The organism is Streptomyces sp. NPDC044002 (genome assembly GCF_056434525.1).
Genome location: NZ_JBWKEZ010000008.1, coordinates 128,046 through 152,055, shown reverse-complemented (window position 1 = coordinate 152,055; position 24,010 = coordinate 128,046). Strand labels below are relative to the sequence as shown.

General features: G+C 71.1%; 23 protein-coding genes, 1 pseudogene and 1 riboswitch. Of the genes and pseudogenes, 17 read left to right on the top strand and 7 right to left on the bottom strand.

Going from position 1 to position 24,010, the window contains the following annotated elements; all coding sequences use genetic code 11:
* Positions 1-38 precede the first annotated feature (38 nt).
* Positions 39-380 carry a GroES family chaperonin gene (locus AC07A6_RS08995; RefSeq protein ID WP_079427293.1) on the top strand — a complete coding sequence of 114 codons (342 nt, stop codon included), beginning with the start codon at positions 39-41 and terminating at the stop codon, positions 378-380.
* A 54-nt stretch (positions 381-434) separates the two neighbouring features.
* Positions 435-507, top strand: a riboswitch (guanidine-III (ykkC-III) riboswitch).
* Between the two features lie 33 nt (positions 508-540).
* Entirely contained in the window at positions 541-861 is a 321-nt protein-coding gene (locus AC07A6_RS08990) for a DMT family transporter (RefSeq protein WP_030158619.1), read from the top strand.
* A 14-nt stretch (positions 862-875) separates the two neighbouring features.
* On the opposite strand, the gene AC07A6_RS08985 is transcribed toward AC07A6_RS08990, so the two are convergent.
* Entirely contained in the window at positions 876-3,314 is a 2,439-nt protein-coding gene (locus AC07A6_RS08985) for a transglycosylase domain-containing protein (RefSeq protein ID WP_478776611.1), read from the bottom strand.
* 164 nt (positions 3,315-3,478) lie between these two features.
* Here AC07A6_RS08985 and AC07A6_RS08980 point away from each other — a divergent pair, with 164 nt between their 5' ends.
* The 5 genes and pseudogenes from AC07A6_RS08980 to AC07A6_RS08960 all read left to right on the top strand — a co-directional run bounded on the left by AC07A6_RS08980 (position 3,479) and on the right by AC07A6_RS08960 (position 8,436).
* The gene (locus tag AC07A6_RS08980; RefSeq protein ID WP_478776610.1) at positions 3,479-4,282 is read left to right on the top strand and encodes an ABC transporter permease; all 804 of its coding nucleotides are present in this window, start codon (positions 3,479-3,481) and stop codon (positions 4,280-4,282) included.
* Positions 4,275-5,162: an ABC transporter permease gene (locus AC07A6_RS08975; RefSeq protein WP_478776609.1), complete on the top strand. Its 888-nt coding sequence runs from the start codon at positions 4,275-4,277 to the stop codon at positions 5,160-5,162. Before AC07A6_RS08980 ends, AC07A6_RS08975 begins: the two co-directional genes overlap by 8 nt.
* A gap of 11 nt (positions 5,163-5,173) precedes the next feature.
* Positions 5,174-6,136 (top strand): ABC transporter ATP-binding protein, encoded by a 963-nt coding sequence (locus tag AC07A6_RS08970; protein ID WP_478776608.1) that lies wholly within the window; start codon positions 5,174-5,176, stop codon positions 6,134-6,136.
* Positions 6,137-6,319: 183 nt separating this feature from the next.
* Positions 6,320-7,015, top strand: a pseudogene (locus AC07A6_RS08965) (DUF1707 SHOCT-like domain-containing protein); the annotation flags it as partial.
* A gap of 206 nt (positions 7,016-7,221) precedes the next feature.
* Positions 7,222-8,436, top strand: a complete 1,215-nt coding sequence (locus AC07A6_RS08960) for a DUF445 domain-containing protein (RefSeq protein ID WP_362470407.1) — start codon at positions 7,222-7,224, stop codon at positions 8,434-8,436.
* 1,245 nt (positions 8,437-9,681) lie between these two features.
* Here the strand turns inward: AC07A6_RS08960 and AC07A6_RS08955 are convergent.
* Both AC07A6_RS08955 and AC07A6_RS08950 read right to left on the bottom strand, forming a co-directional pair.
* A complete protein-coding gene (locus tag AC07A6_RS08955; protein WP_042800947.1) occupies positions 9,682-9,984 on the bottom strand; it encodes a hypothetical protein in 303 nt (100 codons plus the stop codon).
* 101 nt (positions 9,985-10,085) lie between these two features.
* Positions 10,086-10,268, bottom strand: coding sequence for a hypothetical protein (locus tag AC07A6_RS08950; protein WP_478776607.1), 183 nt, complete (start codon positions 10,266-10,268; stop codon positions 10,086-10,088).
* Between the two features lie 158 nt (positions 10,269-10,426).
* Here AC07A6_RS08950 and AC07A6_RS08945 point away from each other — a divergent pair, with 158 nt between their 5' ends.
* Positions 10,427-10,969 carry a GNAT family N-acetyltransferase gene (locus tag AC07A6_RS08945; RefSeq protein ID WP_478776606.1) on the top strand — a complete coding sequence of 181 codons (543 nt, stop codon included), beginning with the start codon at positions 10,427-10,429 and terminating at the stop codon, positions 10,967-10,969.
* Positions 10,970-10,998: 29 nt separating this feature from the next.
* Positions 10,999-11,994 (top strand): hypothetical protein, encoded by a 996-nt coding sequence (locus AC07A6_RS08940; protein WP_478776605.1) that lies wholly within the window; start codon positions 10,999-11,001, stop codon positions 11,992-11,994.
* Here AC07A6_RS08940 and AC07A6_RS08935 read toward each other — a convergent pair.
* Positions 11,987-12,757: a hypothetical protein gene (locus AC07A6_RS08935; RefSeq protein WP_478776604.1), complete on the bottom strand. Its 771-nt coding sequence runs from the start codon at positions 12,755-12,757 to the stop codon at positions 11,987-11,989. The genes AC07A6_RS08940 and AC07A6_RS08935 overlap by 8 nt on opposite strands.
* 302 nt (positions 12,758-13,059) lie before the next feature.
* Here AC07A6_RS08935 and AC07A6_RS08930 point away from each other — a divergent pair, with 302 nt between their 5' ends.
* From AC07A6_RS08930 to AC07A6_RS08915, 4 genes are all read left to right on the top strand, one after another.
* Positions 13,060-13,743, top strand: a complete 684-nt coding sequence (locus tag AC07A6_RS08930; protein WP_478776603.1) for a hypothetical protein — start codon at positions 13,060-13,062, stop codon at positions 13,741-13,743.
* 98 nt (positions 13,744-13,841) lie between these two features.
* Positions 13,842-15,260, top strand: coding sequence for a ParB N-terminal domain-containing protein (locus tag AC07A6_RS08925; RefSeq protein WP_478776602.1), 1,419 nt, complete (start codon positions 13,842-13,844; stop codon positions 15,258-15,260).
* On the top strand, positions 15,257-17,095 hold the full coding sequence (locus AC07A6_RS08920) for a DEAD/DEAH box helicase (protein WP_478776601.1): 1,839 nt from the start codon (positions 15,257-15,259) through the stop codon (positions 17,093-17,095). Before AC07A6_RS08925 ends, AC07A6_RS08920 begins: the two co-directional genes overlap by 4 nt.
* Before the next feature lie 120 nt (positions 17,096-17,215).
* Positions 17,216-18,418 carry a DNA cytosine methyltransferase gene (locus tag AC07A6_RS08915; RefSeq protein WP_478776600.1) on the top strand — a complete coding sequence of 401 codons (1,203 nt, stop codon included), beginning with the start codon at positions 17,216-17,218 and terminating at the stop codon, positions 18,416-18,418.
* Here AC07A6_RS08915 and AC07A6_RS08910 read toward each other — a convergent pair.
* From AC07A6_RS08910 to AC07A6_RS08900, 3 genes are read right to left on the bottom strand one after another with little or no spacing between them, the layout of a single operon-like run.
* The gene (locus AC07A6_RS08910; RefSeq protein WP_478776599.1) at positions 18,415-18,861 is read right to left on the bottom strand and encodes a very short patch repair endonuclease; all 447 of its coding nucleotides are present in this window, start codon (positions 18,859-18,861) and stop codon (positions 18,415-18,417) included. The genes AC07A6_RS08915 and AC07A6_RS08910 overlap by 4 nt on opposite strands.
* Positions 18,851-19,750: a NaeI family type II restriction endonuclease gene (locus tag AC07A6_RS08905; protein ID WP_478776598.1), complete on the bottom strand. Its 900-nt coding sequence runs from the start codon at positions 19,748-19,750 to the stop codon at positions 18,851-18,853. Before AC07A6_RS08905 ends, AC07A6_RS08910 begins: the two co-directional genes overlap by 11 nt.
* Positions 19,747-20,763: an SEC-C domain-containing protein gene (locus AC07A6_RS08900; protein ID WP_478776597.1), complete on the bottom strand. Its 1,017-nt coding sequence runs from the start codon at positions 20,761-20,763 to the stop codon at positions 19,747-19,749. The genes AC07A6_RS08905 and AC07A6_RS08900 overlap by 4 nt, the downstream gene beginning before the upstream one ends.
* A 56-nt stretch (positions 20,764-20,819) precedes the next feature.
* Between AC07A6_RS08900 and AC07A6_RS08895 the strand changes: the two genes are divergently transcribed.
* The 4 genes from AC07A6_RS08895 to AC07A6_RS08880 all read left to right on the top strand — a co-directional run bounded on the left by AC07A6_RS08895 (position 20,820) and on the right by AC07A6_RS08880 (position 23,881).
* Positions 20,820-21,713: a class E sortase gene (locus tag AC07A6_RS08895; protein ID WP_478776596.1), complete on the top strand. Its 894-nt coding sequence runs from the start codon at positions 20,820-20,822 to the stop codon at positions 21,711-21,713.
* A 49-nt stretch (positions 21,714-21,762) separates the two neighbouring features.
* Entirely contained in the window at positions 21,763-22,110 is a 348-nt protein-coding gene (locus tag AC07A6_RS08890) for a DUF6412 domain-containing protein (protein ID WP_478776595.1), read from the top strand.
* A 114-nt stretch (positions 22,111-22,224) separates the two neighbouring features.
* Complete coding sequence (locus tag AC07A6_RS08885) at positions 22,225-22,884, top strand: YidC/Oxa1 family membrane protein insertase (RefSeq protein ID WP_478776594.1); 660 nt, start codon at positions 22,225-22,227, stop codon at positions 22,882-22,884.
* Positions 22,885-23,023: 139 nt separating this feature from the next.
* Complete coding sequence (locus AC07A6_RS08880) at positions 23,024-23,881, top strand: fumarylacetoacetate hydrolase family protein (protein ID WP_478776593.1); 858 nt, start codon at positions 23,024-23,026, stop codon at positions 23,879-23,881.
* The last annotated feature ends 129 nt before the right edge of the window (positions 23,882-24,010 follow it).

Below are 24,010 nucleotides of genomic sequence, written 5' to 3'. Positions count from 1 at the left end.
CGGCTCACAGGGCGGACGGCGGCAGGTAGGTTCGGGTCGTGAGCGAGAACACCACCCACGACAAGCTGCCCATCCGCATGCTCCACGACCGCGTGCTCGTGAAGTCCGACACGCCCGAGGGCGAGCGCCGCTCCGGCGGCGGCATCCTGATTCCGGCGACGGCCGCGGTGGGCAAGCGGCTCGCCTGGGCCGAGGTGGTCGCGGTCGGGCAGAACGTGCGCAGCGTCGAGCCCGGCGACCGCGTGCTGTACGACCCGGAGGACCGCGCCGAGGTCGAGGTGCGCGGGGCGACGTACGTGCTGATGCGCGAGCGGGACCTGCACGCCGTGGCGGCGGAGCGGCTGGAGGGGTCGAAGGACTCCACTGGGCTGTACCTCTGAGATACGGGTTCGCTCAAGGGCCGGTGACCGTCGTCACCGGCCCTTTTTGCGTGCCCTTTGCTACGGTGGAGCGGAACCCCCGACGAGACGCGCCGTACCGGGTAGCAGGACGCAAAGACGACGCACCCCCGTTTCCGCTCTCGTCCCGGAGGTGCCTGTCATGGCCTGGGTTCTTCTTCTCGTCGCCGGTCTGCTCGAGGTCGGCTGGTCGATCGGCATGAAGTTCACGGAGGGCTTCACCCGGCTGTGGCCGTCCGTGTTCACCGGTGCCGGGATCGTCGCCAGCATGGTGCTGCTGTCGTACGCGGCCAAGACGCTGCCGATCGGTACGGCGTACGGCGTGTGGGTGGGCATCGGTGCGGCCGGGGCGGCGGTGCTGGGGATGGCGGTGCTGGGGGAGCCCGTCACCGCCGCCCGGATCTTCTTCATCTGCCTGCTGCTGGTCGCGGTGGTGGGGCTGAAGGCCACCTCCGGGCACTGAGCGCGCTCACCGGCTCACTCCAGGAAGTGGGACGGCGGGCGGCGGCGGCCCTGGGTGGTGCCTCCGTTCGTCTGGCCGCCGGTGGTCTCGCCGCCGGTGGTCTGGCCGCCCGTCGTCTCGCCCCCGGTGGTCTGGCCTCCGTTCGTCTGGCCGCCCGTCGTCTCACCGCCGGTGGTCTGGCCTCCGTTCGTCTGGCCCCCGGTGGTCTGGCCGCCGTTCGTTTCACCGCCCGTGGTCTGGCCCCCGTTGGTCTGGCCGCCGTTCGGCGGGGTCGGCGGGGTGGGCGGTCCCGGCGGGGTCGGCCGGTCGGGGCGCTCCCACGGCGGGCGGCTGCCGTCGGGCTGCTGCGGGGTGGTGGGCTGGACCGGCGGGGGCGGCGGGAGCTGGGCCGCGCCGGGCTGGAGCTCCAGGTCGAAGTCCTCCGGGTCCGTGGCCTCCAGGGCCGTCTTCGTGTAGGCCGCCCAGATCCGGGCGGGGTAGCCGCCGCCCCCGATGCGGGCCTCGCCGAGCGCCCCGTACAGGGACTGGAGGGTGCCGGTGTCCGGGTCCTGGCCCATCACCGAGACCACCGTGACCAGGTCCGGGGTGTACGCGGCGAACCAGGCGGCGCGGTCCAGCTCGGCGGTGCCCGTCTTGCCGGCGGCCGGGCGGCCGGCGGCCAGGGCCTCCGTACCGGTGCCGTTGTCGACGACGCTGACCAGCATGGACGTGGTGGTGTCGGCGGCCTCGCGGGGGACGGCCTGGCGGGGGGTGCGGTCGGGGAGGTGGACGTCGTCGCCGTCCTTGGAGATCTTCTCCAGGAAGGTGTACGGGGTGTACCGGCCGTGGTCGGCGAGGGTGGCGTAGGCCTGGGTCATGTCCACGACGCTGGCCTGCATGGTGCCGAGGGCCATGGCCGGGCCGACGACGAAGTTGGGGGTGTTCTCGGGGATGCCGAGGTCGATTGCGGTCCGCTTGACCTTCTCGGTGCCGACGTCGACGACCATCTGGGCGAAGACCGTGTTGACGGAGAGGTCGGTGGCGGTGTTGACGGTGATGTCGCCGTACGACTGCTGGCCCTCGTTCTCGGGGGCGTAGGGGACGCGGGTGCCGATGACGCGGCGCTTGTTGTCGCCGTTGTAGATGGTGTTCGGGGTGATCCGGCGGCCGTCCTGGGTGCGGGAGTCGTTCTGGACGGCGGAGGCGAAGACGAACGGCTTGAAGGTGGAGGCGACCTGGTAGTCGTGCCGGGTCGCGTTGTTCACGTACTGCTTGGTGTAGTCGATGCCGCCGTAGAGGGCGACGATCTTGCCGGTGGCCGGGTCGATGGAGGCCCCGCCGGCCCGGACCACGCGGTCCGCGGGGCGGGCCTCGGGGTCGAGCTTGTCCATCAGCTGCTTCTGGACGGCGTCGACGAAGGCGGTCTGGCGGCGTTTGTCGATGGTGGTGGTGATCCGGTAGCCGCCCTCGGCGAGGGTCTTGTCGTCGAGGATCTTGTGTTCGGCGATGTAGTCCTTGACGGCCTCGACGAGGTAGCCGCGCTGCCCGGAGAGGCCGGCGGCCGCGCGGACCTTGCCGGGTTCGGGGAACTGGACGGCGGCGCGCTCCTCGGGCGTCATCCACTTCTTCTTGACCATGCCGTCGAGGACGTAGTTCCAGCGGGCGACGGCGCGGTCGCGGCTCTGGGGGTGGGAGACGACGTCGAAGGCGCTGGGGGAGTTGAGGAGGGTGGCGAGGTAGGCGCCCTCGGCGGTGGTCAGCTTGTTGACGTCCTTGCCGTAGTAGGCCTGGGAGGCGGCCTGGATGCCGTAGGCGTTGCGGCCGAAGTAACTGGTGTTCAGGTACCCCTCCAGGATGTAGTCCTTCGACTTCTCGCGGCCGAGCTTGATCGCGATGAAGAACTCCTTGACCTTCCGTTTGATGGTCTGTTCCTGGCCCAGGTAGTAGTTCTTGACGTACTGCTGGGTGATGGTCGAACCGGACTGGGTGCCCTTGCCGGTCGCCGTGTTCCAGGCGGCGCGGACCATCGCCTTGGGGTCCACCGCCCGTTCGGAGTAGAAGTCGCGGTCCTCGGCGGCCAGTACGGCCTCCTGGACGCCCCGGGGGACCTGCGACAGCGGGACGTTGACGCGGTTGACCTCGCCGTCGCGGGCGAGCTGGGAGCCGTCGGCGTAGAGGTACACGTTGGACTGGGCGGTGGCGGCGGCGTTGGCCGGCGGGATGTCGACCAGCAGGTAGCCGGCGACGAGCGCGCCGCCGATCAGCAGGGCGCCCAGCAGCAGGGCGCCGAGGACCATGCGCCAGGTGGGCAGGAGGCGGCGCCAGCCGGTGCGCCGGGGTTTGGGTCCGGGGCGGGTGCCGGTGCCGGTGCCGGTGCCGGAGGCGGGGCGCGGCCTCGGGGCGTCGTCCGGGGTGCGGCCCGGGGTGTCGGGGTCGCGAGGGGGCCAGCCGGGGGGTGGTGACTGGTCGCTCATCTCCGGGGCTCCTCGTGACCGTGGGAAATATCCACATTTTTACCTCATGGTGTCCAGATGGACTGGCGTAAAACGGTCGCGTGGCTCGCCCCTCCGCACTAAGCTCGCGCGCTTTGGCCGACGTGGGAACGAAGCGGGAACGGTGTGAGAAACGGAGGGATGCGGTGCGCCTGTACTTGGCCGTCGCGGCCGGCGGATTCCGGCGGTACGCCACCTACGGGACGGCGACGGCCGCGGGGGTGTTCACCAACACCGTCTTCGGCTTCATCGTCGCGTACACGTACGTCGCCCTGTGGGACGAGCGCCCCCGACTCGGCGGCTACGACCAGGCCCAGGCCCTCACCTTCGTCTGGGTCAGCCAGTCCCTGCTGGCCGCCGGCTCGCTCATCGGCGGCGGCTTCCAGGAGGAGCTCCAGGAACGCATCCGTACGGGTGACATCGCCGTCGACCTGTACCGCCCGGCCGACCTCCAGGCGTGGTGGCTCGCGGCGGACCTCGGCCGGGCCGGCTTCCAGCTGCTGGGGCGCGGCGTGCTGCCCCTGGCGGCCGGGGCCTGCGCCTTCACCCTCGCGCTGCCGTCCGACCCGCTGCGCTGGCTGCTGTTCCTGGTGTCGGTCTGCCTCGGGCTGGTCGTCGGGTTCGGGGTGCGGTACCTGCTCGGGCTGGCGGCGTTCTGGCTCCTGGACGGAGCGGGCGTCAACATGATGGCCACCGTCGTGACCATCTTCTGCTCCGGGATGCTGCTGCCGCTGACCGTCTTCCCGGGCGGCTTCGGCGAGCTGGTGCGGCTGCTGCCGTGGGCCGCGATGCTCCAGGTCCCGCTGGACGTGCTGCTCGGCACCCACGCCGGGGCCGGGGGAGCCGTACGGGCGCTCGGGTTCCAGGCCGCGTGGGCGCTGGCCCTCCTGGGCGCGGGGCGGCTGGTCCAGTCGGCGGCGACGCGGAAGGTGGTGGTCCAGGGTGGCTGAGGCGACGGTGGACCGCCGTACGCGGACGCCCGGGGGCGGGCGGGCGCACGAGGCGGGGGCGCCGCCCGGAGGCCGGCTCCGGGAGGGGCTGCGCGGGTACGGGCTGATCGCCGGGATGTGGATCCGCTCGACGATGACGTACCGGATGTCGTTCCTGCTGGCCACCTTCGGGAACGCGGCGATCACCGCCCTCGACTTCGTCGCGATCGCCGTCATGTTCTCCCACGTGGACGCGCTGGGCGGCTTCACCCTGCCCGAGATCGCGCTGCTGTACGGGGCCTGCTCGGCCTCCCTGGGCCTGGCCGACCTGCTCCTCGGCAACACCGAGCGGGTGGGCACCCGGATCCGCGACGGCTCCCTCGACACCATGCTCGTACGCCCCGTCCCGCTGCTCGCCCAGGTCGCCGCGGACCGCTTCGCGCTGCGCCGGCTGGGGCGGATCGCGCAGGGGCTGGGACTGCTCGGCTGGGCCGTCTCGGTGCTGGACGTGCACTGGACCCCGGCGAAGGTGCTGCTGGTGCCCGTCATGGTGGTGGCCGGGGCGGGGATCTTCGGCGGGGTGCTGGTGGCCGGCGCGGCCTTCCAGTTCGTCGCCGGGGACGCGGCGGAGGTGCAGAACTCCTTCACGTACGGGGGCTGCACCATGCTCCAGTACCCGCCGACGGTGTTCGCGAAGGAGCTGCTGCGCGGGGCGACCTTCGTGGTCCCGCTGGCCTTCGTCAACTGGCTGCCCGCGCTGTACGTGCTGGGCCGGCCCGATCCGCTGGGTCTGCCGGGGTGGGTGGCGTTCCTGAGCCCGCTGGTGGCCTTCGCGGTGTTCCTGCCCGCGTCGCTGGCGTGGCGGGCGGGTGTGCGTTCGTACCGGAGTACGGGGAGTTAGGGGAACGGGTCGTGTCCGATGAGCTGATTTCTTTGGACCGGGTGGAGAAGGTCTTCGACGTGCGGCGCCGGGTGGGGCTGATGCGCCGGGAGAAACGGCAGGTCAGAGCCGTGGACGGGATCAGCTTCGCGGTCGCGCGCGGGGAGGTGGTCGGCTACATCGGGCCCAACGGGGCCGGGAAGTCCACCACCATCAAGATGCTGACCGGCATCCTCACCCCGAGCGGCGGCCGGCTGCGCGTCGCGGGCATCGACCCCGCGCGGGAGCGCATGCGGCTCGCGCACCGGATCGGGGTGGTGTTCGGGCAGCGCACGACGCTGTGGTGGGACCTGCCGCTGAAGGACTCGTGCGGGCTGATGCGCCGGATGTACCGGATCCCGGCGGCGCGGTACGCGGAGAACCTGGAGAGGTGCGTCGAACGGCTGGACCTGGCCGAGCTGCTCGACGTACCGGTACGGCAGCTGTCGCTCGGGCAGCGGATGCGCGGGGACATCGCGGCGGCGCTGCTGCACGATCCGGAGGTGCTGTACCTGGACGAGCCGACGATCGGGCTGGACGTCGTCAGCAAGGCGAAGGTGCGGGGCTTCCTGCGGCAGTTGAACGAGGAACGCGGGACCACGGTGCTCCTCACCACCCACGACCTCCAGGACATCGAGCAGTTGTGCGAGCGGGTCATGGTGATCGACCACGGCCGGCTCATGTACGACGGGGCGCTCGGCGGACTGCACGCCCTGGGGGAGGGCAGCGAGCGGACGCTGGTGGTCGACCTGGAGCGGGCGCTCCCGCCGGTGGAGGTGGCGGGGGCCCGGGTCGTGAAGGTGGAGGGGCCCCGGCAGTGGCTGGCGTTCCCGGCGGGGGAGTCGGCGGCGCCGCTGGTGGCGGCGGTGGCGGCCAGGTATCCGCTGCTGGACCTGTCGGTGCGGGATCCGGACATCGAGGACGTGATCGCGCGGATGTACGCGGGGAGGGGGTGAGGGGTGGGGGCGTGAGGGTGGGGGGTTGAGGTAAGGGGGAAATCAGGGTTCGCCCCGGGGTGGGGTGGCGGGTGTCTGCATAGGGTGGGCCATATGAGTGACGAGCGGCCGGAGAAGCCGTTGCCGGAGAAGACCTCGCTGGAGAAGCCCTCTTTGGAGAAGGCCTCCTTGGAGAAGGCCTCCATGGAGAAGGCCTCCTTGGAGAAGGCGGCGGCGGCCGAGCCGCCCGCGCTGAGGGCGTCGGACGCCGACCGCGAGCGCGTGGTGGACCGGCTGCGGGACGCCGTCGCCGAGGGCCGGCTCGACATGGAGGAGTTCGAGGAGCGGCTGGAGGCGGCGTACAAGTCCCGTACGTACGCGGAACTCGAACCGCTGACCCGCGACCTGCCGGCGGCGGCCGGGTCCTCCCCGTCCCCTGTCGCCTCCTCTCCGGCCCCCTCGTCGGCATGGCCGGACCGGATCGGCGGTACGGGGACCTCCGCCACGGCCGTCGCCGTCATGTCGGGCTTCCAGCGCAAGGGCCGCTGGACGGTGCCCGCACGGTTCAACGCCGTGGCGATCTGGGGCGGCGGTGAGCTCGACCTGCGGGAGGCGGACTTCGCGGAGCGCGAGGTCGTCATCACCTGCGTCGCCGTCATGGGCGGCATCGAGATCACCGTGCCCCCGGGCGTCGAGGTCGACGTACGCGGCATCGGCATCATGGGCGCCTTCGACCAGGGCAAGTCCCAGGACAACCGGCCGGAGCCCGGCGCCCCGCGCGTCGTCGTGAACGGCCTCGCCTTCTGGGGCGGGGTCGCGGTCAAGGTCAAGCAGCCCAAGGGGCCGAAGGGACAGAAGGGGCAGAACGGGCTCGGCGGAGGTGCGCCCCGCAAGGAGCTCTAGGGCTGCCGGCGGCGTGCCGGGAACTCCCCGGACCTCCCGGGAGTCGGATGCTATGCAGACAAAACCGGCCATCGGGGGAAGGGCAGGAGCGGCACGTGAACAGCAGCACGGGTGAGCGCACGAGGGGCGGCCCGTCGGCCCCGCCACGGGGCGGGTTCGTCTTCAACGCGGCGGACGAGGAGCGGCAGCGCGGAGTCCGCCGGATGAAGGCGACCGCGACGGGGCTGCTGGTCCTGGTCGCGGTCGTCTACGTACTGGCCAAGTGCGCCCAGAACGCCTGGGGCGCCGGCGCCTGGGCCGGGTACGTGGCCGCCGCGGCCGAGGCGGGCATGGTGGGCGCGCTCGCCGACTGGTTCGCCGTGACGGCCCTCTTCCGGCGGCCGCTTGGCCTGCCCATCCCGCACACCGCGATCATCCCCACCAAGAAGGACCAGCTGGGAATCTCCCTGGGGGAGTTCGTCGGCGAGAACTTCCTGTCGGCGGACGTCGTGCGCGCACGGCTGCACTCCCTCGGCATCGGCGGCCGGCTCGGCGCCTGGCTGGCCGAGCCCGCGCACGCCGACCGGGTCACGGCGGAGCTGGCCACCGCGCTGCGCGGCGCCCTGACCGTGCTGCGGGACTCCGACGTACAGGCCGTGGTGGGCGAGGCCATCACGCGGCGGGCGGAGGCGGCCGAGATCGCCCCGGGCATCGGCAAGACCCTGGAGCGGGTCGTCGCCGACGGCGGCCACCACCGCGCCGTCGACCTCGTGTGCGCCAAGGCCCACGACTGGCTGGTCACCCACGGGGACTCGGTCATGGACGCCGTCCAGGGCGGAGCCCCGGGCTGGACCCCGCGCTTCGTCGACCGCAAGATCGGCGACCGGGTGTACAAGGAACTGCTGCGCTTCGTCACGGAGATGCGCGACATGCCGGGCCACCCGGCGCGCGGGGCGGTGGACCGCTTCCTGCGCGACTTCGCGGCGGACCTCCAGTCGGACACGGAGACGCGGGCGCGGGTGGAGCGGCTGAAGTCCGAGGTCCTCGCGCGGGACGAGATCCAGGACGTGATCGCCTCGGCGTGGTCCGCGATCCGCACGATGATCATCTCCGCGGCGGAGGACGAGCGGAGCGAGCTGCGGCTGCGGGTCCGGTCCTCGCTGATGTCCCTGGGCTCCCGGCTCGCCACGGACGGCCGCCTGCAGGGGAAGGTGGAGGGCTGGATCGAGGGCGCGGTGGTGTACGTGGTCACCACGTACCGCAGGGAGATCACGTCGCTGATCACGGACACGGTGGCGGCCTGGGACGCCGAGCACACGTCCCGCAAGATCGAGGCCCACATCGGCCGCGACCTCCAGTTCATCCGCATCAACGGCACGGTGGTGGGCGCGCTGGCGGGCCTGCTGATCTACACGGTGTCGCGGGTGCTGGGGGGGTAGGGGGCCCGGCTCGGAGGGGAGCGGGGTGCGGGGAGCGGGATGGGGGATGGGGCTTAGGGGAATGCGCGGTTCGGGGTGCGTCGCCTCGTGGTGCGGGGCTGCGGTGGGGTGCGTGTCATGCGGGCCCGCTATCTCCCCCTCGAGGGACAGGGGCCGGGCGGCGGTTGCCCACCCGCCTCCCCGTCTGCGGTCCGGTGGGGCGGGGAGCGGTATCCCCCTGGGCGGCCTCACGGCCGGTTTGGGGTTTCCCGTCAGTCCCATCGTCCTTCCGTGTCGTGCCGGCCTGTCAAGGGCGCTCCTTCGTCGCGTCGCTACGCGATGTCGCTTCGCTCCACCCTTGACAGACCAGCCCGCCCCGGAAAGCCGAAAGACTGCCGGGAAGCCCCAAAGGAACGGGACGGTCCAGAGGGAAGGGGCGGCTCTCTCAGGGATGAGGCGAGGGACCGGGCCTTGCCCGGCCGGGCATCCGGGCCCTCGGTAGTCGTGATCCCGGGTCACAGGCCCGACCACCCGCACGAGAGGCTGCCCAGAGCCCCCGGCGGGAGCCCAGGCGCGACAGATCGCTACGCGCTTCTCGTGTGCCGGCGTCCGGCGACCGCCTGGGGCTGATACCTGCACTAAACGACGAACAGTGCTCCTGGGGAGCCAGCCCCAGGCGCAGCAGATCGCTACGCGCTCCCGCCCGTTTCGGCGTCCTCGGCTCGTCTAGGGCTGACACCTGCGCCTGAGGACGAACAGAGCAGCGGGGGAAGTCGGTGGGCGCGTCAGATCGTTACGCGCTTCTTCCCGCTCGGCGTCCGGCGGCCCACCCGCCGGTGCCGCCGTGCTCCGGCCCGCCGGCACATCCTGGCCTTGCGGCCGCCCTCAGCCCCGTTCGGCAATTCGGAGCTGCGCCGGCGTTTGAAGCGCAGGGTCTGGGGCGGAGCCCCAGGGGCCTTCAGCCCGTCGGCGCTTGTTGGGGCGGGGCCGGGCAGTGCCTGGGTTTTCAGCCTCGCCGGCGTTTGAGGCGCGGGTCCGGGCGGAGCCCGGGGAACGGTGGAAGGGCGGGTAGGGGACAGCTCCGCGCAGCGGCCCCACCCGCAACCCGGGCAAGGGGAGCGGCCCCGGCCCGAGGGCGGGACACCGGCCCCCGGGCCAGGGGAACGGCCCCCGCCCGGGGTACGGGACGCCGGCCCGAGGGGAGGGGGCACCCCCGAGGGGACAGGACACCCCCAGGGTGACTCGGCGAACCCCCAGAGGGACCGGTCAGGCGGAGCGGTCCGCCACGGCCCAGGCGGTCGCGGCGACGACACCGGCGGCGCCGACGACCGCCGGCCACGCCCCGACCTTCTTCGCCAGTGGATGCGCCCCGGCGAAGCCGGCGAGGTACAGCGCCCCCAGCCCGGCCGCCGCCGGCACCCCGCCGCGCTTGTGCCACTCGCGCCCGGCCACGAGCCCGGCGGCGCCGAGTACGACACCGCCCAGCGGCCGCTTCTTCGTCCAGCGGGCCACGGCGTAACCGCCGACCAGCCCTGCCGCCGCCACCGCGGAACTCGGTACCCGAGCCATCTCGAACTCCCTCACACGTCGTGTCTTCCAATGAATATGAAGATAAAGATTGAAGACAAAGATGCCCTGCACGCGGCCGGCACCGCACCCACCCGTCAAACCTAACGCGGGCGCCTCGACGCCCGCCTGACCCCCACCGCTCCGAGCACCAGCACCGCCCCGCCCACCACGGCGTCCGGCAGTGCCTCCCGTACCGCGCGCGGCAGCAGTGCGACGACCCCGAGGACGAGGAGGAAGGCGAGCGCGTATCGCCCCGCCGCCCGCAGCAGTCTGTCCGTGTTCACGGGTTGCTCAACGCCCCACCCCCATCCGCGACACGGACGACGCGGAGGCGATTTGTCGCACACTCGCCGCTTCTGCGCATCACCGGACGCGGGAACCTCCTGGGCGTAAATTCGGTCTTCCAGCAGGAATCCACCCAATCACCCCAGGAGTCGACACAGTGATCTCCTACGGACGCACCGTCCTGGACCTCGAGCACGAACTGGTCGACGCCTACGCCGAGGTCTTCTCCGCCGCGCCCTGGAACGAGTGCGAAGAAACCATTCGCCAGTTCTCCACCCGCCTCCAGACGGACGTCCGGCGCCCGGGGTTCCGTATGGCCTTCGCGCAGTCCGCGACCGGCGTCGACGGGTTCGCCACCGGCTGGCTGACGCAGGACCCCTTCCCGCAGCACCGCGCGTACCCGCAGGTCGCCGCCCAGCTCGGTGCCGACCGGGTACGGGAGCTGCTCGTCGGGGCGCTGGAGATCGACGAGCTCGCCGTACGGGCCTACGCGCGCGGCCACGGCACCGGCCGGGCCCTGCTCGCGGAGATCACCGCGGACGCCCCGCAGCGACGGGCCTGGCTGCTGACCTCGCGGCTCGCCACGGACACGGTGGCCACGTACCGCCGCCTGGGCTGGCACGAGGTGCCCGCGCTCCCCGGCACCCGGACGGGCGTCGTCGTCTTCCTGTCCCCGAACCACCCGGGCCGCCCCCGCTAGACCGGGTGCGCAGCGGGCATACCCGCGGCATGATCACGCCCGGAACCGCCAAAGTGGCCCGCCGCCAGCTCGGCCTCGCCACCCGCCACCAGCTCACCGCCACCGCCGGGGTCCCCGGCAGGACCGTCACCTCCCGCACCCGCCCCGGCGGGCCCTGGCAACGCCTGCTGCCCCGCGTCTACCTCCTCCAGACGGGCCCGCCCGACCAACGCCAACGGGCCCTGGCCGCAGTCCTGTACGCCGCCGAGCCGGCCGCGGACCCGCTCTCCGGCGAGACCGCCGCCCTCACCGGCGCCGCCGCCCTCTCCCTCCTCGGCGTCCGCGACACCCCGCCCGCCCCGGCCGACGTACTGATCCGCGCTCCGCGCCGCCTCGCCGGCACCCCGGAGGTCCGGCCCCTGACCACCTCCCGCTGGCCGCGCACCATCACCGCCGCGGGCGTCCCCAGCACCCGCCCGGTCCGCGCGGCCGCCGACTTCGCCGCCCGCTGCATGAGCTCCGACCGGATCCGCTCGGTCCTGGCCCAGGTCGTCCAGTCGGGCTGGTGCCACCCGCACGACCTCCACGCCGAACTCCGCAGCGCCCGCCTCCTGGCCCGCCCGGCCATCCGCGCCGCCGCCGGGGAACTCCTGGCCGGGATCCGCTCGCCGGCCGAGGCCCGGGCCCGCGACGCCCTCACCGGTACCGACCTCCCGCCCCCGCTGTGGAACGCCCGCCTCTACACCCCGGACGGCACCTTCCTGGCCAGCCCGGACGCCTACTGGCCCGACGAGGGCGTGGCCCTGGAAGTCGACTCCGCCGAGTACCACTACACCCGGGACGCCTGGCAGGCCACCCTCCGCCGCCGCCTCCGCCTGGAGTCCCACGGCATCCTGGTGGCCAGCGCAACCCCGTCGGTGATCCGCGACACCCCGAACGAGGTCATCGGGGCCCTACGCACCCTCCTGACCCTGGCCGCAGCCCGCCCCACCCCACCCACGGCAACGGCCAGGGGCCACCAGCAACTCCCGCTTCCGTTCAGCTAGCCAGGGCGGCGGCCAGCAGGAATGCCACGTCCTCGGTCCGCCCGGCGTGCTGGAACGCGGCCACGATGTTCAAGACGGCTTGCTTGTCGGCGCGTTCGGTCGCACTGGTCAGCACCGCTTCGGCGGCATCTGTCTGCCCGGCGGCCCGGCAGGAACCCACCGCTTCCAGGAGTTCTGCCGGCGAGAGGGTCCGCCCGGCACGCCACAGCAGCAGTCCCGCGTCGCGGTGACGGCCGTCGGTGAGGAAGGCCAAGAGCGTTTCCAGCTCGCTCCACTCGGCGGCGCTGGGGTGTCCGGTACGCGGCCGGTCCCCTTCTGGGAGGGGGACCGGCACCTGCGGCCTGGCCGATGCCCTCCGCAGGACGTGACGCGAAACCGTCCTCCTCTGCAGGGCCTGGCGCCTCAAACGGCGGGTTTGGCGGTCTGGGAGATGTGCCATCGGGCGGGAGACCGGCAAAGCCGGCGGATCGTCAGCAGTCCTGGGAGTCCTTGATTCCTCGTCGTGGGGGACACACGCGCAGTGCTGGATACGTGCCTGCTGTCTCAGTTCCAGCAGTTCATCAAGGGAGCAAGGCAGGTCCGCGGGGTCTGCGCCGGAGCTCTGGAGGTCCTTCTGGATCGCGTTGAAGAAGGCTTTGACCTGGGGCTCTTCGGGGATCCTGCCCCCGTTGAGGTGGTTGGAAAGACTGCTCGGCACGAGGAACCCCGACCTGGCGATCTCAGCCTGGGTGCTGTGGCTGCAGTCGCGCAGCCTGCGCAGCATCTGAACCAGCTCCCGGTGCGCAGCCGACAGGCCCGCAGGCAGTTCCTTCCATTTCCCAGCACGCCGCGGCATCCCTACTCCATTCCTCCCAGACCCCGGTATCTCGCAGAAGTCTTCCGGCAGAAGGACCTTTGGTGAACCGTCTTGAGTTTTCATCTGACCTCGATATTCCGGCAGCACTGGTTTTCCGTCGGGCTGCTGAGCAACAGTTACGTCGTTCGCTGAGGTGCCGGTGGGGGGCCTCCAGCTGCCCTAGGGGACAGCCGGACAGTTCAACCCTGACCAGAATTAAGGAGATGGGCATGAGTCTTCCGTCCTGGACGGATGAGAAGTTCGGCACGATGAAGCGTGCGGCGCTGTGGCTGGTCACGGTGGTGGGGGAGGGGAACGTCTTCACGAAGGAAGACGTGAAGCAGGCATTCCCGGGTGTGAGCCAGGCTGACCGCAGGGTCCGCGACCTGCGTGACTTCGGGTGGAGGATCGACACCAACCGTGAGGACTTGGGGCTGAACCAGCACGAGCAGCGCTTCGTTTCCCAGGGCGAGCCGGTGTGGGAGCCGGGCAAGGGATCCCGGCCGGCCTCGTCGATCACCGATACGCGGCGCCGCGAGATCCTGGCCCGTGACGGGCACCACTGCCGCTCGTGCGGGATCACCCCGGGGGAGACCTACGCGGACACCTTCCTGTCCGCCCAGCTCGACATCGCCCGGCGGAAGGTCGTCCAGCCGGGCGGCGGCACCGAGGTGGAGCAGGTCGCCGAGTGCAACCGTTGCCGTGTGGGAGGGAAGGGGCTGACGGCTGACGCGGAGGCTGTCCTGGCCCGGGTGGGCCGGCTCGGAGGGCTGGACCGTAAGACCCTGACGGAGTGGGTTGCCGCTGACGCCCGGGAGTTCGCCGAGGTGGAGCGCCTGTGGGCGGACTTCCGTACGCTGCCGGCCGAGGCCAGGAACAAGATCCGCGCGGCCCTGTCGCTGCCGCCGGTCTGACAATAGGCATACGGGTGGGGGCTGCATGGCGCAGCGGCCCCCACCCGCCTCCTGCCCAACTACGCATCCATGGACATGCAGTCAGAGGAGAATGCACCGTGAGCATGGACTTCGGCCGGCCGCCCCGTGCCGCTGAAAACGAGGAACTGGTCGAGAAGCGGCTCAAGGAAGTCAGCGCGGGCGACGGCCTCCAGGAAACACTGACGGTTGAGTGGCGGACGAAGCCGCTGGTGGTCCAGGTCATCGATCTGCCGGTCGACCAGCTGTACTTCAACCCCTCCACGCACCGGATCCGGGCCCAGCGCAGCTTCGACCTGGAGCGTGACCGTCTGCTCACCGAGAACCCGTGGACGCCGGAGAGCCAGGACTACCTGCGGTACCTGCTCCAGGCGCTCCCCTCGAACCCGGCCAAGCGGGACGGGGATTTCGAGGATCTCAAGGCGAGCCTGAAGGAGTACCGCCAGAACGAGCCCGGTCTCGTCACGCGTGACGGCATCCTCGTCAACGGCAACACCCGGGTTGCCGCGCTGCGCGAACTCGGGGTGCCGAGCGTCCGGGTCGGAGTGCTTCCGGAGTCCTGCACCTGGTCCGACATCAACGCGGTCGAGCTGTCGCTGCAGCTGCGTCATGACACCCGTCGGCCGTACTCGTACATCAACCGGCTGCTGACCATCGAGGAGCAGGCCGCGGCAGGCCGGCCGCTCGCCGATATCGCCAAGGACTTCCGGATCCGGACGGAGACCGCCGAGCAGGACCGCTGGGTGCTGTCCACGCTCAACGACCTCGTCACGCGGTCCAGGACGGGGTCGGCACAGCTCAAGCTGCTGGACTTCGAGGACCAGCAGGAGAAGCTGCGCGAGCTCCACCGCGCCTTCACCAAGGCGGCCCGGCAGAACCCGGGGCAGGCTGACCTGCTGAAGGAGAACCGGCTCGCGCTGATCGTGCTGGAGTTCTCGAAGACGGACGTGCGTCTCGCGGATGTGGACTTCCGCAGCCGGTACCTCCAGCGGCACCTTCCGGAGCAGCTCAAGCAGGCTCCCGCACAGCCTGCAGCCGCCCGCGTCATTCCGGGTCTCAACCGGTCTCTGCCGGCTGACAATCCGCACGTGGCGGCTGCGAAGGCCTTCACGAACACGCTGCTTCAGGCGAAGGCGGTGGAGCGAGCCCCCGGGGCGGTGAACCAGCAGGAATCCGACGAGGCCGCCGAGCTGTGGCGGCAGGCTAGGGAGGCGGTGGAGGAAGCGCTCGTGCCGGCGGGCAAGGACGCACGTGTCCGCAAGCGCAAGCAGGCTGCCCCGGACCGCCTCAACGACGCCGTCCAGGACATCGAACAGTGCGTCACGGACATGACCCTTGCCCGGGCTTCGCGCAACCTCGACGAGGAGACGCTCGACGAGGCGATCCTGGCACTCAGGGCGAGCCTGATGAAGCTCGCCCGTGAGGCGTCGCGCATCGAGGAACCCGGCGACGGTGTGGTGTGGCTGCTCCAGGCGGTGCAGCGCAAGGAGGAGGAGTGAGCGGGCCGTCACTGCACCTGGCCTTCGACGTCTCCCGGACGAAGGCCGTGCTCCGTGCTGCCGAGCCGTTCGGCGCTGACCTGACGCACGTGGCCACGGGCTTCCCGGTCGGCGGACAGCGCGGTCCTCACCTGCTGGAGGTCCCGCTCGACGACTTCCTCGCGGGTCTGCACGTGCTGTCGGACTGGCCTGCTCCCGATTCCGTCGAGTGGGACGCGGACCTGCTCGCGCTCGTCAGCGATGTCTTCGACGACGCGGACCAGGCGGCTGCCTGCTTGGAGGAGGCACCGCAGGAGGACGGCACCGGAAGCGCCGGTTCAGCAGACGTCGACGCGGTTCCCAGTCTCCTCGGTGATGACTGGCGCGCTGACCTCACGGGCTTCCAGCAGAGGGACATCGCCAGACTGCTCGCCATGAGGCACGGAGCGAACTTCAGTGTCCCCGGTGCCGGAAAGACGAGGGTCGGGTTGGCGGTCTACGCGGCTATGCGGGAGCGGGGGACGGCCCGGAGGCTGCTCGTGGTGAGCCCCAAGTCGGCCTATGAGTCCTGGATCTCCGAGACCCTGGAGTGTTTCGGGAACCCGCCGGTGATCACCGTCATGGGCAGGACGCCGGATCCGCACGCCGAGATCCTGGTGGTCAATTACGAGCGCCTGGACCGCTCGCTGACAGGACTGGCCGGGTGGCTGCGCGCTGCCCCGTCGATGGTGATCCTCGATGAGGCGCACCGGATGAAGCTGGGGGCCGAGGGGATCTACGGGAGCGCCTGTATGGCGCTAGGCCCGCTGAGCCGGCGCCGTCTGATCCTCACCGGCACGCCGGCTCCCAACGGAGCCCGCGACCTGGAGAACCTGCTGTCGTTCGTCTGGCCTGGCCACGGCCGCCGGGTGGTGACACAAGCGGTGGCGGGCGGCGACCTGGCGCACGCGAGTTCGGTACTCCGTCCGCTGTTCACCCGCACGACGAAGAAGGAACTGGGACTGCCTCCCTTCCAGCCGGTTCTCCGGACGGTGCCGCTGGAGGGGCTGCACAGGGAGATCTACGACGCACTCGTCGGGCGGTTCACCGCGCGCGCCGAGCTGTCGAGGGAAGACTTCGACGCTCTGGGCAAGGCGATGCTCCGGCTGCTCATGGCCGCCACCAGCCCTGCCCTGCTGGTGGAGGGAAGCAGCAGGCACGAGGCCCTCAATTTCCAGGTGCCGCCCCTTGATATTCCGCAGGACGAGCCGCTCTACGCTCTGCTGCAGCGGCTTCCTCAATATGAGATGCCGCCCAAGTACCGGGAACTGCGGGAGATCGTTTCCAGTAATGCGGCAGCGGGCCGTAAAACCCTGGTGTGGTCGACCTTCGTTCGCAACATCACGAGCCTTGAGCGGCTGCTGGGCGAGTTCCAGCCCGCCGTGGTGCACGGCGGCACACAGGACCGGGAGGAGCAGATCGACAGGTTCCGTAATGATCCGGACTGCCTCGTGCTGATCTCCAACCCGGCCACGCTGGGTGAGGGCATCAGCCTGCACCGTCACTGTCACGACGCCGTTTACGTGGACCGTGATTTCATGGCGGGCCGGTTCCTTCAGAGCCTGGACCGCATCCACCGCCTGGGCCTGGCCCCGGATACTGAGACCCGGGTCACGGTGCTCGCGTCAGAGGGCACGATCGACGAGGTGGTGGCCCTGCGTCTTGCGGAGAAACTGGAGTTCATGGGGGCCATCCTGGACGATCCCTCGGTGCGGCAGCTGGGCGATCTCCAGGAGGAGCAGCTGGTGACCGCAGGCATGGACGAGGCCGACATGCGTGCCCTCCTGGAGCACGTACGGGTCGCGGGAGTCCACTGAGAGGCTGCGGCCGGGTGTGCCGGACGGGAGCTGGCGCACCGCTGCGGGCCGATGTGTCCCCTGGTGTCGGTGGCAGATGCGACACTTGCCTGTCTGCATCTGCTACACCAGGAGGACTCGATGGGCGCCCGCGACGACGCGCTGACCTCGATTGAGATTTGTGCCGGCGCCGGGGGGCAGGCCATCGGCCTCCACCAGGCTGGTTTCAAGCACCTCGCACTCGTCGAGATCGATGAGTACGCCGCGGCGACCCTGCGGCGCAACATCGCCCACCGGGACGGCTGGGAATTCGAGCGGGATTTCTGCGACATCATCGAGGGTGATGTCAATGACTTCAAGCCGACGGTGCAGCTGGAAAAGGCTGTGAAATTCCTCGGACACTCCGTGAAAGAGGGGGAACTGGACCTCCTCGCGGGTGGCGTTCCCTGCCCGCCTTTCTCGCATGCGGGAAAGCAACTGGGGAAAGACGACGAACGTGACCTTTTTCCGCGGATGCTGGAGCTCGTGGACGAGCTCCGGCCCAAGGCGGTCATGATCGAGAATGTCCGCGGCATCAAGGACGACAAGTTCATCGAATACCGGGACTGGGTCAAGGCGCGTCTGCAGGGCGGAATTGCCGTGGATCCCGTGACGGGTGTCCGCAGCGAGCTGCCCGGTGCCGGGTACAAGGTATGCGGCTGGGAGGTGCTGGAAGCCAGCGATTTCGGTGTGCCGCAGCTGCGGCCGCGGGCGATCCTCGTAGCCATCCGGGAGGACATCCCGGGCGTTGACGATTTCCAGTGGCCTGTTCCGAATGCGAAGGTCACGACGGTGGGCCAAGCCCTCGGTAAAACGATGGAAGAGCGATACCAGCCGTTCATCGAGAAGGGCGGCGAGCTGGGCCAGAAGGCCGTTCAGGCGCTGGAGGAGTGGCGCAAGAACGCCACCGGTATCGCCCCCACCCTCGTGGGCGGGTCCAAGAAGCACGGCGGCGCCGACCTCGGGCCGAGCCGGGCCAAGGCGGCCTGGGCGAAGCTGGGCGTGAACGCTCTCGGCGTGGCCAACGCGCCGAAGGACGTCGAGAAGAAGGAAAGCGCGGTCCGCGACCTCTTCCGCGCCGGTCCGATGCTCACGGTCACCCAGGCCGCGATCATCCAGGGCTTCCCCCCGGAATGGGACTTCGAGGGGGACCTTTCCGAGGGCAAGAAGCGGCTCCCCGGCAAGACCGCGCAGTACCGGCAGGTCGGCAACGCCTTCCCGCCGCCGGTCGCCCGCGTGGTCGGCGAGGCCATCGCCAAGGTACTGCGCGGGCCGCGCCCGGAGGGCGCGCAGGCCGGGAACTAGCGGCGGCGCTCCTGCACGGCGGCGGTGATCGCCGCCGCGCAGGCCTCCGATCCTTCGTGCTCCCAGAACCGCAGCACGAGCCAGCCGGCCTCCTCGAGCTGGCGGTCGGTGTCGCGATCCCTCGCGATGTTCCGGGCGACCTTCTCCGACCAGTAGCCCTGGTTGGTCTTGGGCGGCACGTAGTGCTCGGGGCATCCGTGCCAGTAGCAGCCGTCCACGAAGACCGCCACCTTCGCCGGCCCGAAAACAAGGTCAGCCGTCCGCCGGAGCCCGGGAAGCGGCCGGGCGGCGACCCGGTAGCGCAGTCCCCGTGCGTGGACGAGACGCCTGATGACCCACTCCGGCTTGGTGTCCCGGCTGCGGATCGCCTGCATGTTGCGCCGCCGGGCAGCCGAGGAGGCCCAGGAACCCTCAGGGGGCTGCCACTGGTCCTCAGCCGTCACGGGTCAGCCCTTCCTCCAGCCGCAGTGCGACCCAGTCCTCCGGTCCCAGCGTGATCTTGTGTGCGGCCGCAAGATCTTGCTGTTCACGCCATTTCCCGCACAGCAGCGTAAGACCGTCCCGCGCTAGGTGCTTCCTGATGTTGCGGGCCCGGCGCAGCGGATCGTGCCTGCCAGCGCCGACCGTCGCGATGACGCTGCGCGGGATGACCTGCCCTTCGAGGTAGCGGAACATCATGGCGAAACGGTGCTCCTGCCCAGGACGCTTCGCCAGGACACGGGCGGCCTCCTCCGCCGTGAGCCGCGTCAGGGGGTTGACCGGCAGCGGCGTCCAGTCGTACAGCGGAACGCTCCACAGCTCCCGGGCATCTACGGCGAGACCTCGTTTGCCGTCCTTGTTGCCCTTGCCGCGGTAGAGCCACGAGCGGTGGGCCCGGACCAGCCACGAGCGGTGCCGATTGCGCCCGAGCTGTATCTGGGTACAGATGCAGAGCTGGCAGTGAGCCTCTGACGGTATCGCCCAGTTCGCCCCGACGGTCGCCTTGATGTCTACAGGTACCGACGCGATGCATGTGTCGAGCGGAGCCTGCTTCGGCAGGCTGAACGACCGCAGCACCTCGTATTCGAGCTTCGCACCTACCGAAGCCCTCTCGCCCGGGTGGACATCAGGAGACAGCAGGTCGAAGCGTCCGGTCCGTGCTCCGTCCAGTACGTAGTCGATGGAGTTGGCAATTGCTCCGGTGTACAGGCCGCCGACATTGAAGGGCCGCAGCCAGTCCAGGACGGCCTGGGCCTCCGGGTCATCGGAGGGGGCGAACAGCACGTGCTCGCCCGCGTCGGAGTTCGTACAGATCTCGCCCGGCTTCTGGAGGACGAGACGCCCCTTGCTCATGCGCGCGCAGCCCCCGCGTCTTCACCGTGGCACTCCGCGTACGGCTTGCCCGAGGTGCACCAGCAGGGGGCCGTGGGGGTGGGGGGCCAGGGGGTGGCTTTGCCTCGGGCGGCCAGGGTGGTGGCGTATTCCGGGAGGAGGGCCGGGGAGGCCGGGGAGGTTTTCTCCGAGGCCGCGAAGGCCTCGTACGAGGGGACGCTGCCCGTCACGATGCCGAGGTTCGTGGTGCCCGAGGCCGACAGGGCGCGGAGGGAGGATTCCACGGACTTGAGGTGGGCTTCCCTGGTGGGGTACTCCGTCGAGAGGGTGGGGTACGAGGTGAGGAGCTCGGACAGTTCGCGGGCCGGCCAGTGCAGGATCGCCACCGGGAAGGGGCGGGACAGGGCGGCGCGGCGGTCGCCGAGTTCGGCGCGCAGGCGGGCGATCTCGGCGCGGAGTTCGGCCGGGTCGTTGGAGCCCAGGGCCCAGATGCGCTTCGGGTCGTGGAGTTCGTCCAGCGGGATCGGGCCGGTGTGGCGGGTGTCGGCCACCATGTCCCAGTCGTCGTGGGGGAGGGCGAGGAGCCGGCGGACGCGGTGGCGGCCCGTCAGGAGTGCGGTGGTGGCGTGGGTGAGGGGGGTGTCCTCCGAGGTGAGGAGGGTGGCCGCCTCCGTGAAGCACTCGTGGGAGGCCTCTAGTTCGTCGTGGGATTCGAGCGCTTCCGCGATGACTTCCCAGGGGGCCGGGTCGGTGGGGGCCGCGGCGCGGATGCCGGAGATCAGGGCGCGGGCCTCGGCCTCGTGGCCGTACTCCCACAGGTTCGCGGCCTGGAGGGCCTTGATCAGGTGGGGGTTGGCGGGGGAGCTGGAGAGGAGCTGGTCGTAGAGGGCGCTCGCGCGTTCCCGGGCGTCGGCCAGTTCGAGGTGGGCGGCGGCCTGGAGGAGCAAGGGCTCCTGGTCCTCGGGGTAGCGGGTCGCCGTGCGGATCAGACGCTCGGCTTCGGCGGTGTGCTCGGCAGGCGTGTCGGGGCGCATGGTTCACACCGTACTGCTGCTGGTCAGTTGAGGGGGGAGGTCTTAGGGTGCCCGCCGTGCGGGATCGCGTGCGGGTGGTGGTGCAGAGGGGCGGCCGGCCGGTGGGGCGGGCGGGCTTCGCGCGGCTGTTGTGGGTGGGTGCCGAGGTGCTCACCACGGTGGGTGTGGTGGTGGCGCTGCTGGTCGTGCACCAGGTGTGGTGGACGAACCGGCAGGCCGCGGCCGCCGCGCAGGAGCAGGTCCAGGTGTTGGAGGAGGGGTGGGGGCGGTCCGGGGGCGGGGCTGAGGTCGGGGCTGAGGTGGGGGCCGAGGTGGGGGCTGGGGCCGGGGTCGGGGGCGCGTCTGAGTCTCCTTCCGGGGGTGGGGATCCGGTCGTCGTCGAGGGGGGCTCCGGTGGTCCTCCGGCGTCGCGTGCTCCCGGGCGGGGAGGGGTGGCGTCGCCGTCGGCCGGGCAGCCTGCTCCGGGCAAGGCGCCGGTGAGGGCGCCCGCGCGGGACGAGGCGTACGCGGTGTTGCGGATTCCGCGGCTCGGGCTCGCCGTGCCCGTCGCCGAGGGGGTCGACAAGCGGGCCGTGCTGGACAAGGGGTACGCCGGCCACTACCCGGGGACCGCGCAGCCCGGGGCGGAGGGGAACTTCGCGCTCGCCGGGCACCGGAACACGCACGGGGAGCCGTTCCGGTATCTGAACCGGCTGCGGGACGGGGACGAGGTGTACGTCGACGTGCGGGGGCGGCGGTACGTGTACGTGGTGGGGAAGGTGCTGGCGGAGACGAGCCCGGGGGACGTGGGGGTGATCGGGGCGGTGCCGCGGAGTGGGGTGAAGCCCGGGTACGGGTACGAGGCGGCCGGGTCCTACATCACGTTGACCACGTGTACGCCCGAGTACACCTCCAAGTACCGGCTGGTGGTGTGGGGGACCCTCAAGACCGTTGTCAGTGCCGAGCGTTAGTATCGGTCGTGAGTTCGTTCAGTCGATGAGGGTTCGAGGAGGGGTGGGGATGGTGTTCGAGCGGCTTGTTCGTGCGCGGTCCGCTGCCGGCTCTTTCGTCCTCTCGTCCTCGCGAGTGGTGCGCCTTCTCGTCGCGCTGTTGCTGCTCGGCGGGTTCCTCGGGCTGGTGTCCGGGGAAGCGGGGCTGGCCGCCGGGGTGGTCGTGCTGGCCGCCGCCGTCGCGTTCGGGGCCGCCGTGCTGGCCGCGTGCCTCGTGCGGCCCGTGCCTCCGCACCGAATACGTACCGCGATCCGTGATCGCGAGCAGCGCACGGCGTTCCTGCCGCAGCGCGATCCCGACGCCTCGGGCCGGTCGCGGCCCAGGGCGCCCGGCCGTCTGGTCCTGACGGCCGCGTAGGGGCGCGCAGTGCCTCCTGCCTTCTGCTGATCCATCGCTGTTGTCGCCCCTCGCGGGTCGTCACGCCGAAATGCACCTTTTTCGACGTTTGACGAGACCCCTCGGAGGGCCCGCGTGTCCGTTTTCACTGATCTTGTCGTCGAGCTGGGCCGGCTCCTGGAGCCGGTGCTGGCCGAGTCCGCGACCGCTGCCGCGATCGTGCTGTTCACCGTTCTCGTGCGGCTGGCCCTGTACCCGCTGGGCCGGGCCGCGTTCCGTGCGGCGACGCCGGCGGCCGGCTGCCTGCCCATGCTGCTGCAGCTGCCGGTGTTCTACCTGATGTACCAGTCCTTCTCCTCGGGCGGTGAGCTGCTCGGGCACCGGCTGTTCGCCGCGCCGCTCGGTGCGCGCTGGACGGGGGCGCTGGAGGAGGGCGGCCCGTTCGGGGCGCAGGGGCTGGTGTTCCTCGGGCTGTTCGCGGCCATCGCGGTGGTGGCCGCCTGGAGCGCGGTGCGGGGGCGGCGGGCTGCCGCGGCCGCGCCCGTGCCCGTGTCCGTGGCCGTGCCGGTCGCGGGGAAGGGCAAGGGTGGCCAGCCCGCGCTGAGTGCCGAGCAGGTGGAGGCGATGCGGAAGGTGGGCGGCGTGCTGCCCCTGCTGTCGTTCGGGACGCTGGTCACGGCCGCCGTGGTCCCGCTGGCCGCCGGGCTCTACCTGCTGACCACCACCGCCTGGTCGGTCGGGGAGCGGGCCTGGCTCCAGTACCGCAAGGACAGCGCCGCGCGTTCCAGTCTGTGAACGGGGTCTTGCGGATTGGGCGGACATCTTGGAGGATCGACCAATCCTCCGATGGCCGCAACCCATCGGCCGGCCCGTGCCATGCCCGTTCCACCGGCATGCCCATGGGTCGACCACCCACGACCACGGGAGAATGCAAATGAAGCTGCTGCGTGTCGGACCCGCCGGGTCGGAGCGCCCCGCGCTGCTCGACCAGGACGGGACCCTGCGGGACCTGTCCGGCCTGATCACGGATGTGGACGGCGCCCTGCTGTCCGACGAGTCCGTGCTGTCCCGGGTGCGGGAGGCCGCGGAGGGCGGCGAGCTGCCGGTGCTGGACGCCGAAGGGCTGCGGATCGGCTCCGCGGTCGGCCGGATCGGCAAGGTCGTGGGCATCGGGCTGAACTACTTCGGGCACGCGGCCGAGATCGGCGCGGAGCCGCCGGCCGAGCCGATCCTGTTCCTGAAGGCCGCGGACACCGTGGTCGGCCCCGACGACACCGTGCTCATTCCGCGCGGCAGTGTGAAGACCGACTGGGAGGCCGAGCTCGGCGTCGTCATCGGCAGCACCGCCCGCTACCTGGGCTCCGCCGAGGAGGGCCTCGCGCACGTCGGCGGCTACACGCTGGTCAACGACGTGTCGGAGCGCGAGTTCCAGATCGAGCGCGGCGGCACCTGGGACAAGGGCAAGAACTGCGAGACTTTCACCCCGCTCGGCCCGTGGCTGGTCACGGCCGACGAGATCCCGGACCCGCAGGTCCTGGACGTCAAGCTGTGGGTCAACGGCGAGCTCAAGCAGGACGGCAACACCGCGGACCAGATCTTCCCGGTGGGCGAGGTCGTCCGGTACCTGAGCCAGTTCATGACCCTGTACCCGGGTGACGTCATCGTCACCGGCACCCCAGCCGGCGTGGCCATGGGCCAGCCGGAGCCGAAGCCGTACCTGCGGGCCGGCGACGTGGTGGAGCTGGAGATCGAGAAGCTCGGCCGGCAGCGGCAGGAGTTCAAGAGCGCGTAGCACGTGGCGCGTAGCGCATGGGGGAGGGGGGGGGGGGGGGGGGGGGGAGAGCGGGCGTCCCGCGGGTGGTGTGGGATCTGAGAGGCTCTACGCTGCGCCGCGCTGCGCCGAAAGGTGGCGGGAGAAGAT

Bases quoted from the DNA above. Each gene is read 5' to 3' on its own strand.
- AC07A6_RS08990 (WP_030158619.1), top strand. From the start codon at position 541: ATGGCCTGGGTTCTTCTTCTCGTCGCCGGTCTGCTCGAGGTCGGCTGG.
- AC07A6_RS08985 (WP_478776611.1), bottom strand. From the start codon at position 3,314: ATGAGCGACCAGTCACCACCCCCCGGCTGGCCCCCTCGCGACCCCGAC.
- AC07A6_RS08960 (WP_362470407.1), top strand. From the start codon at position 7,222: ATGAAGGCGACCGCGACGGGGCTGCTGGTCCTGGTCGCGGTCGTCTAC.
- AC07A6_RS08955 (WP_042800947.1), bottom strand. From the start codon at position 9,984: ATGGCTCGGGTACCGAGTTCCGCGGTGGCGGCGGCAGGGCTGGTCGGC.
- AC07A6_RS08940 (WP_478776605.1), top strand. From the start codon at position 10,999: ATGATCACGCCCGGAACCGCCAAAGTGGCCCGCCGCCAGCTCGGCCTC.
- AC07A6_RS08935 (WP_478776604.1), bottom strand. From the start codon at position 12,757: ATGCTGCGCAGGCTGCGCGACTGCAGCCACAGCACCCAGGCTGAGATC.
- AC07A6_RS08930 (WP_478776603.1), top strand. From the start codon at position 13,060: ATGAGTCTTCCGTCCTGGACGGATGAGAAGTTCGGCACGATGAAGCGT.
- AC07A6_RS08915 (WP_478776600.1), top strand. From the start codon at position 17,216: ATGGGCGCCCGCGACGACGCGCTGACCTCGATTGAGATTTGTGCCGGC.
- AC07A6_RS08905 (WP_478776598.1), bottom strand. From the start codon at position 19,750: ATGAGCAAGGGGCGTCTCGTCCTCCAGAAGCCGGGCGAGATCTGTACG.
- AC07A6_RS08900 (WP_478776597.1), bottom strand. From the start codon at position 20,763: ATGCGCCCCGACACGCCTGCCGAGCACACCGCCGAAGCCGAGCGTCTG.
- AC07A6_RS08890 (WP_478776595.1), top strand. From the start codon at position 21,763: ATGGTGTTCGAGCGGCTTGTTCGTGCGCGGTCCGCTGCCGGCTCTTTC.
- AC07A6_RS08880 (WP_478776593.1), top strand. From the start codon at position 23,024: ATGAAGCTGCTGCGTGTCGGACCCGCCGGGTCGGAGCGCCCCGCGCTG.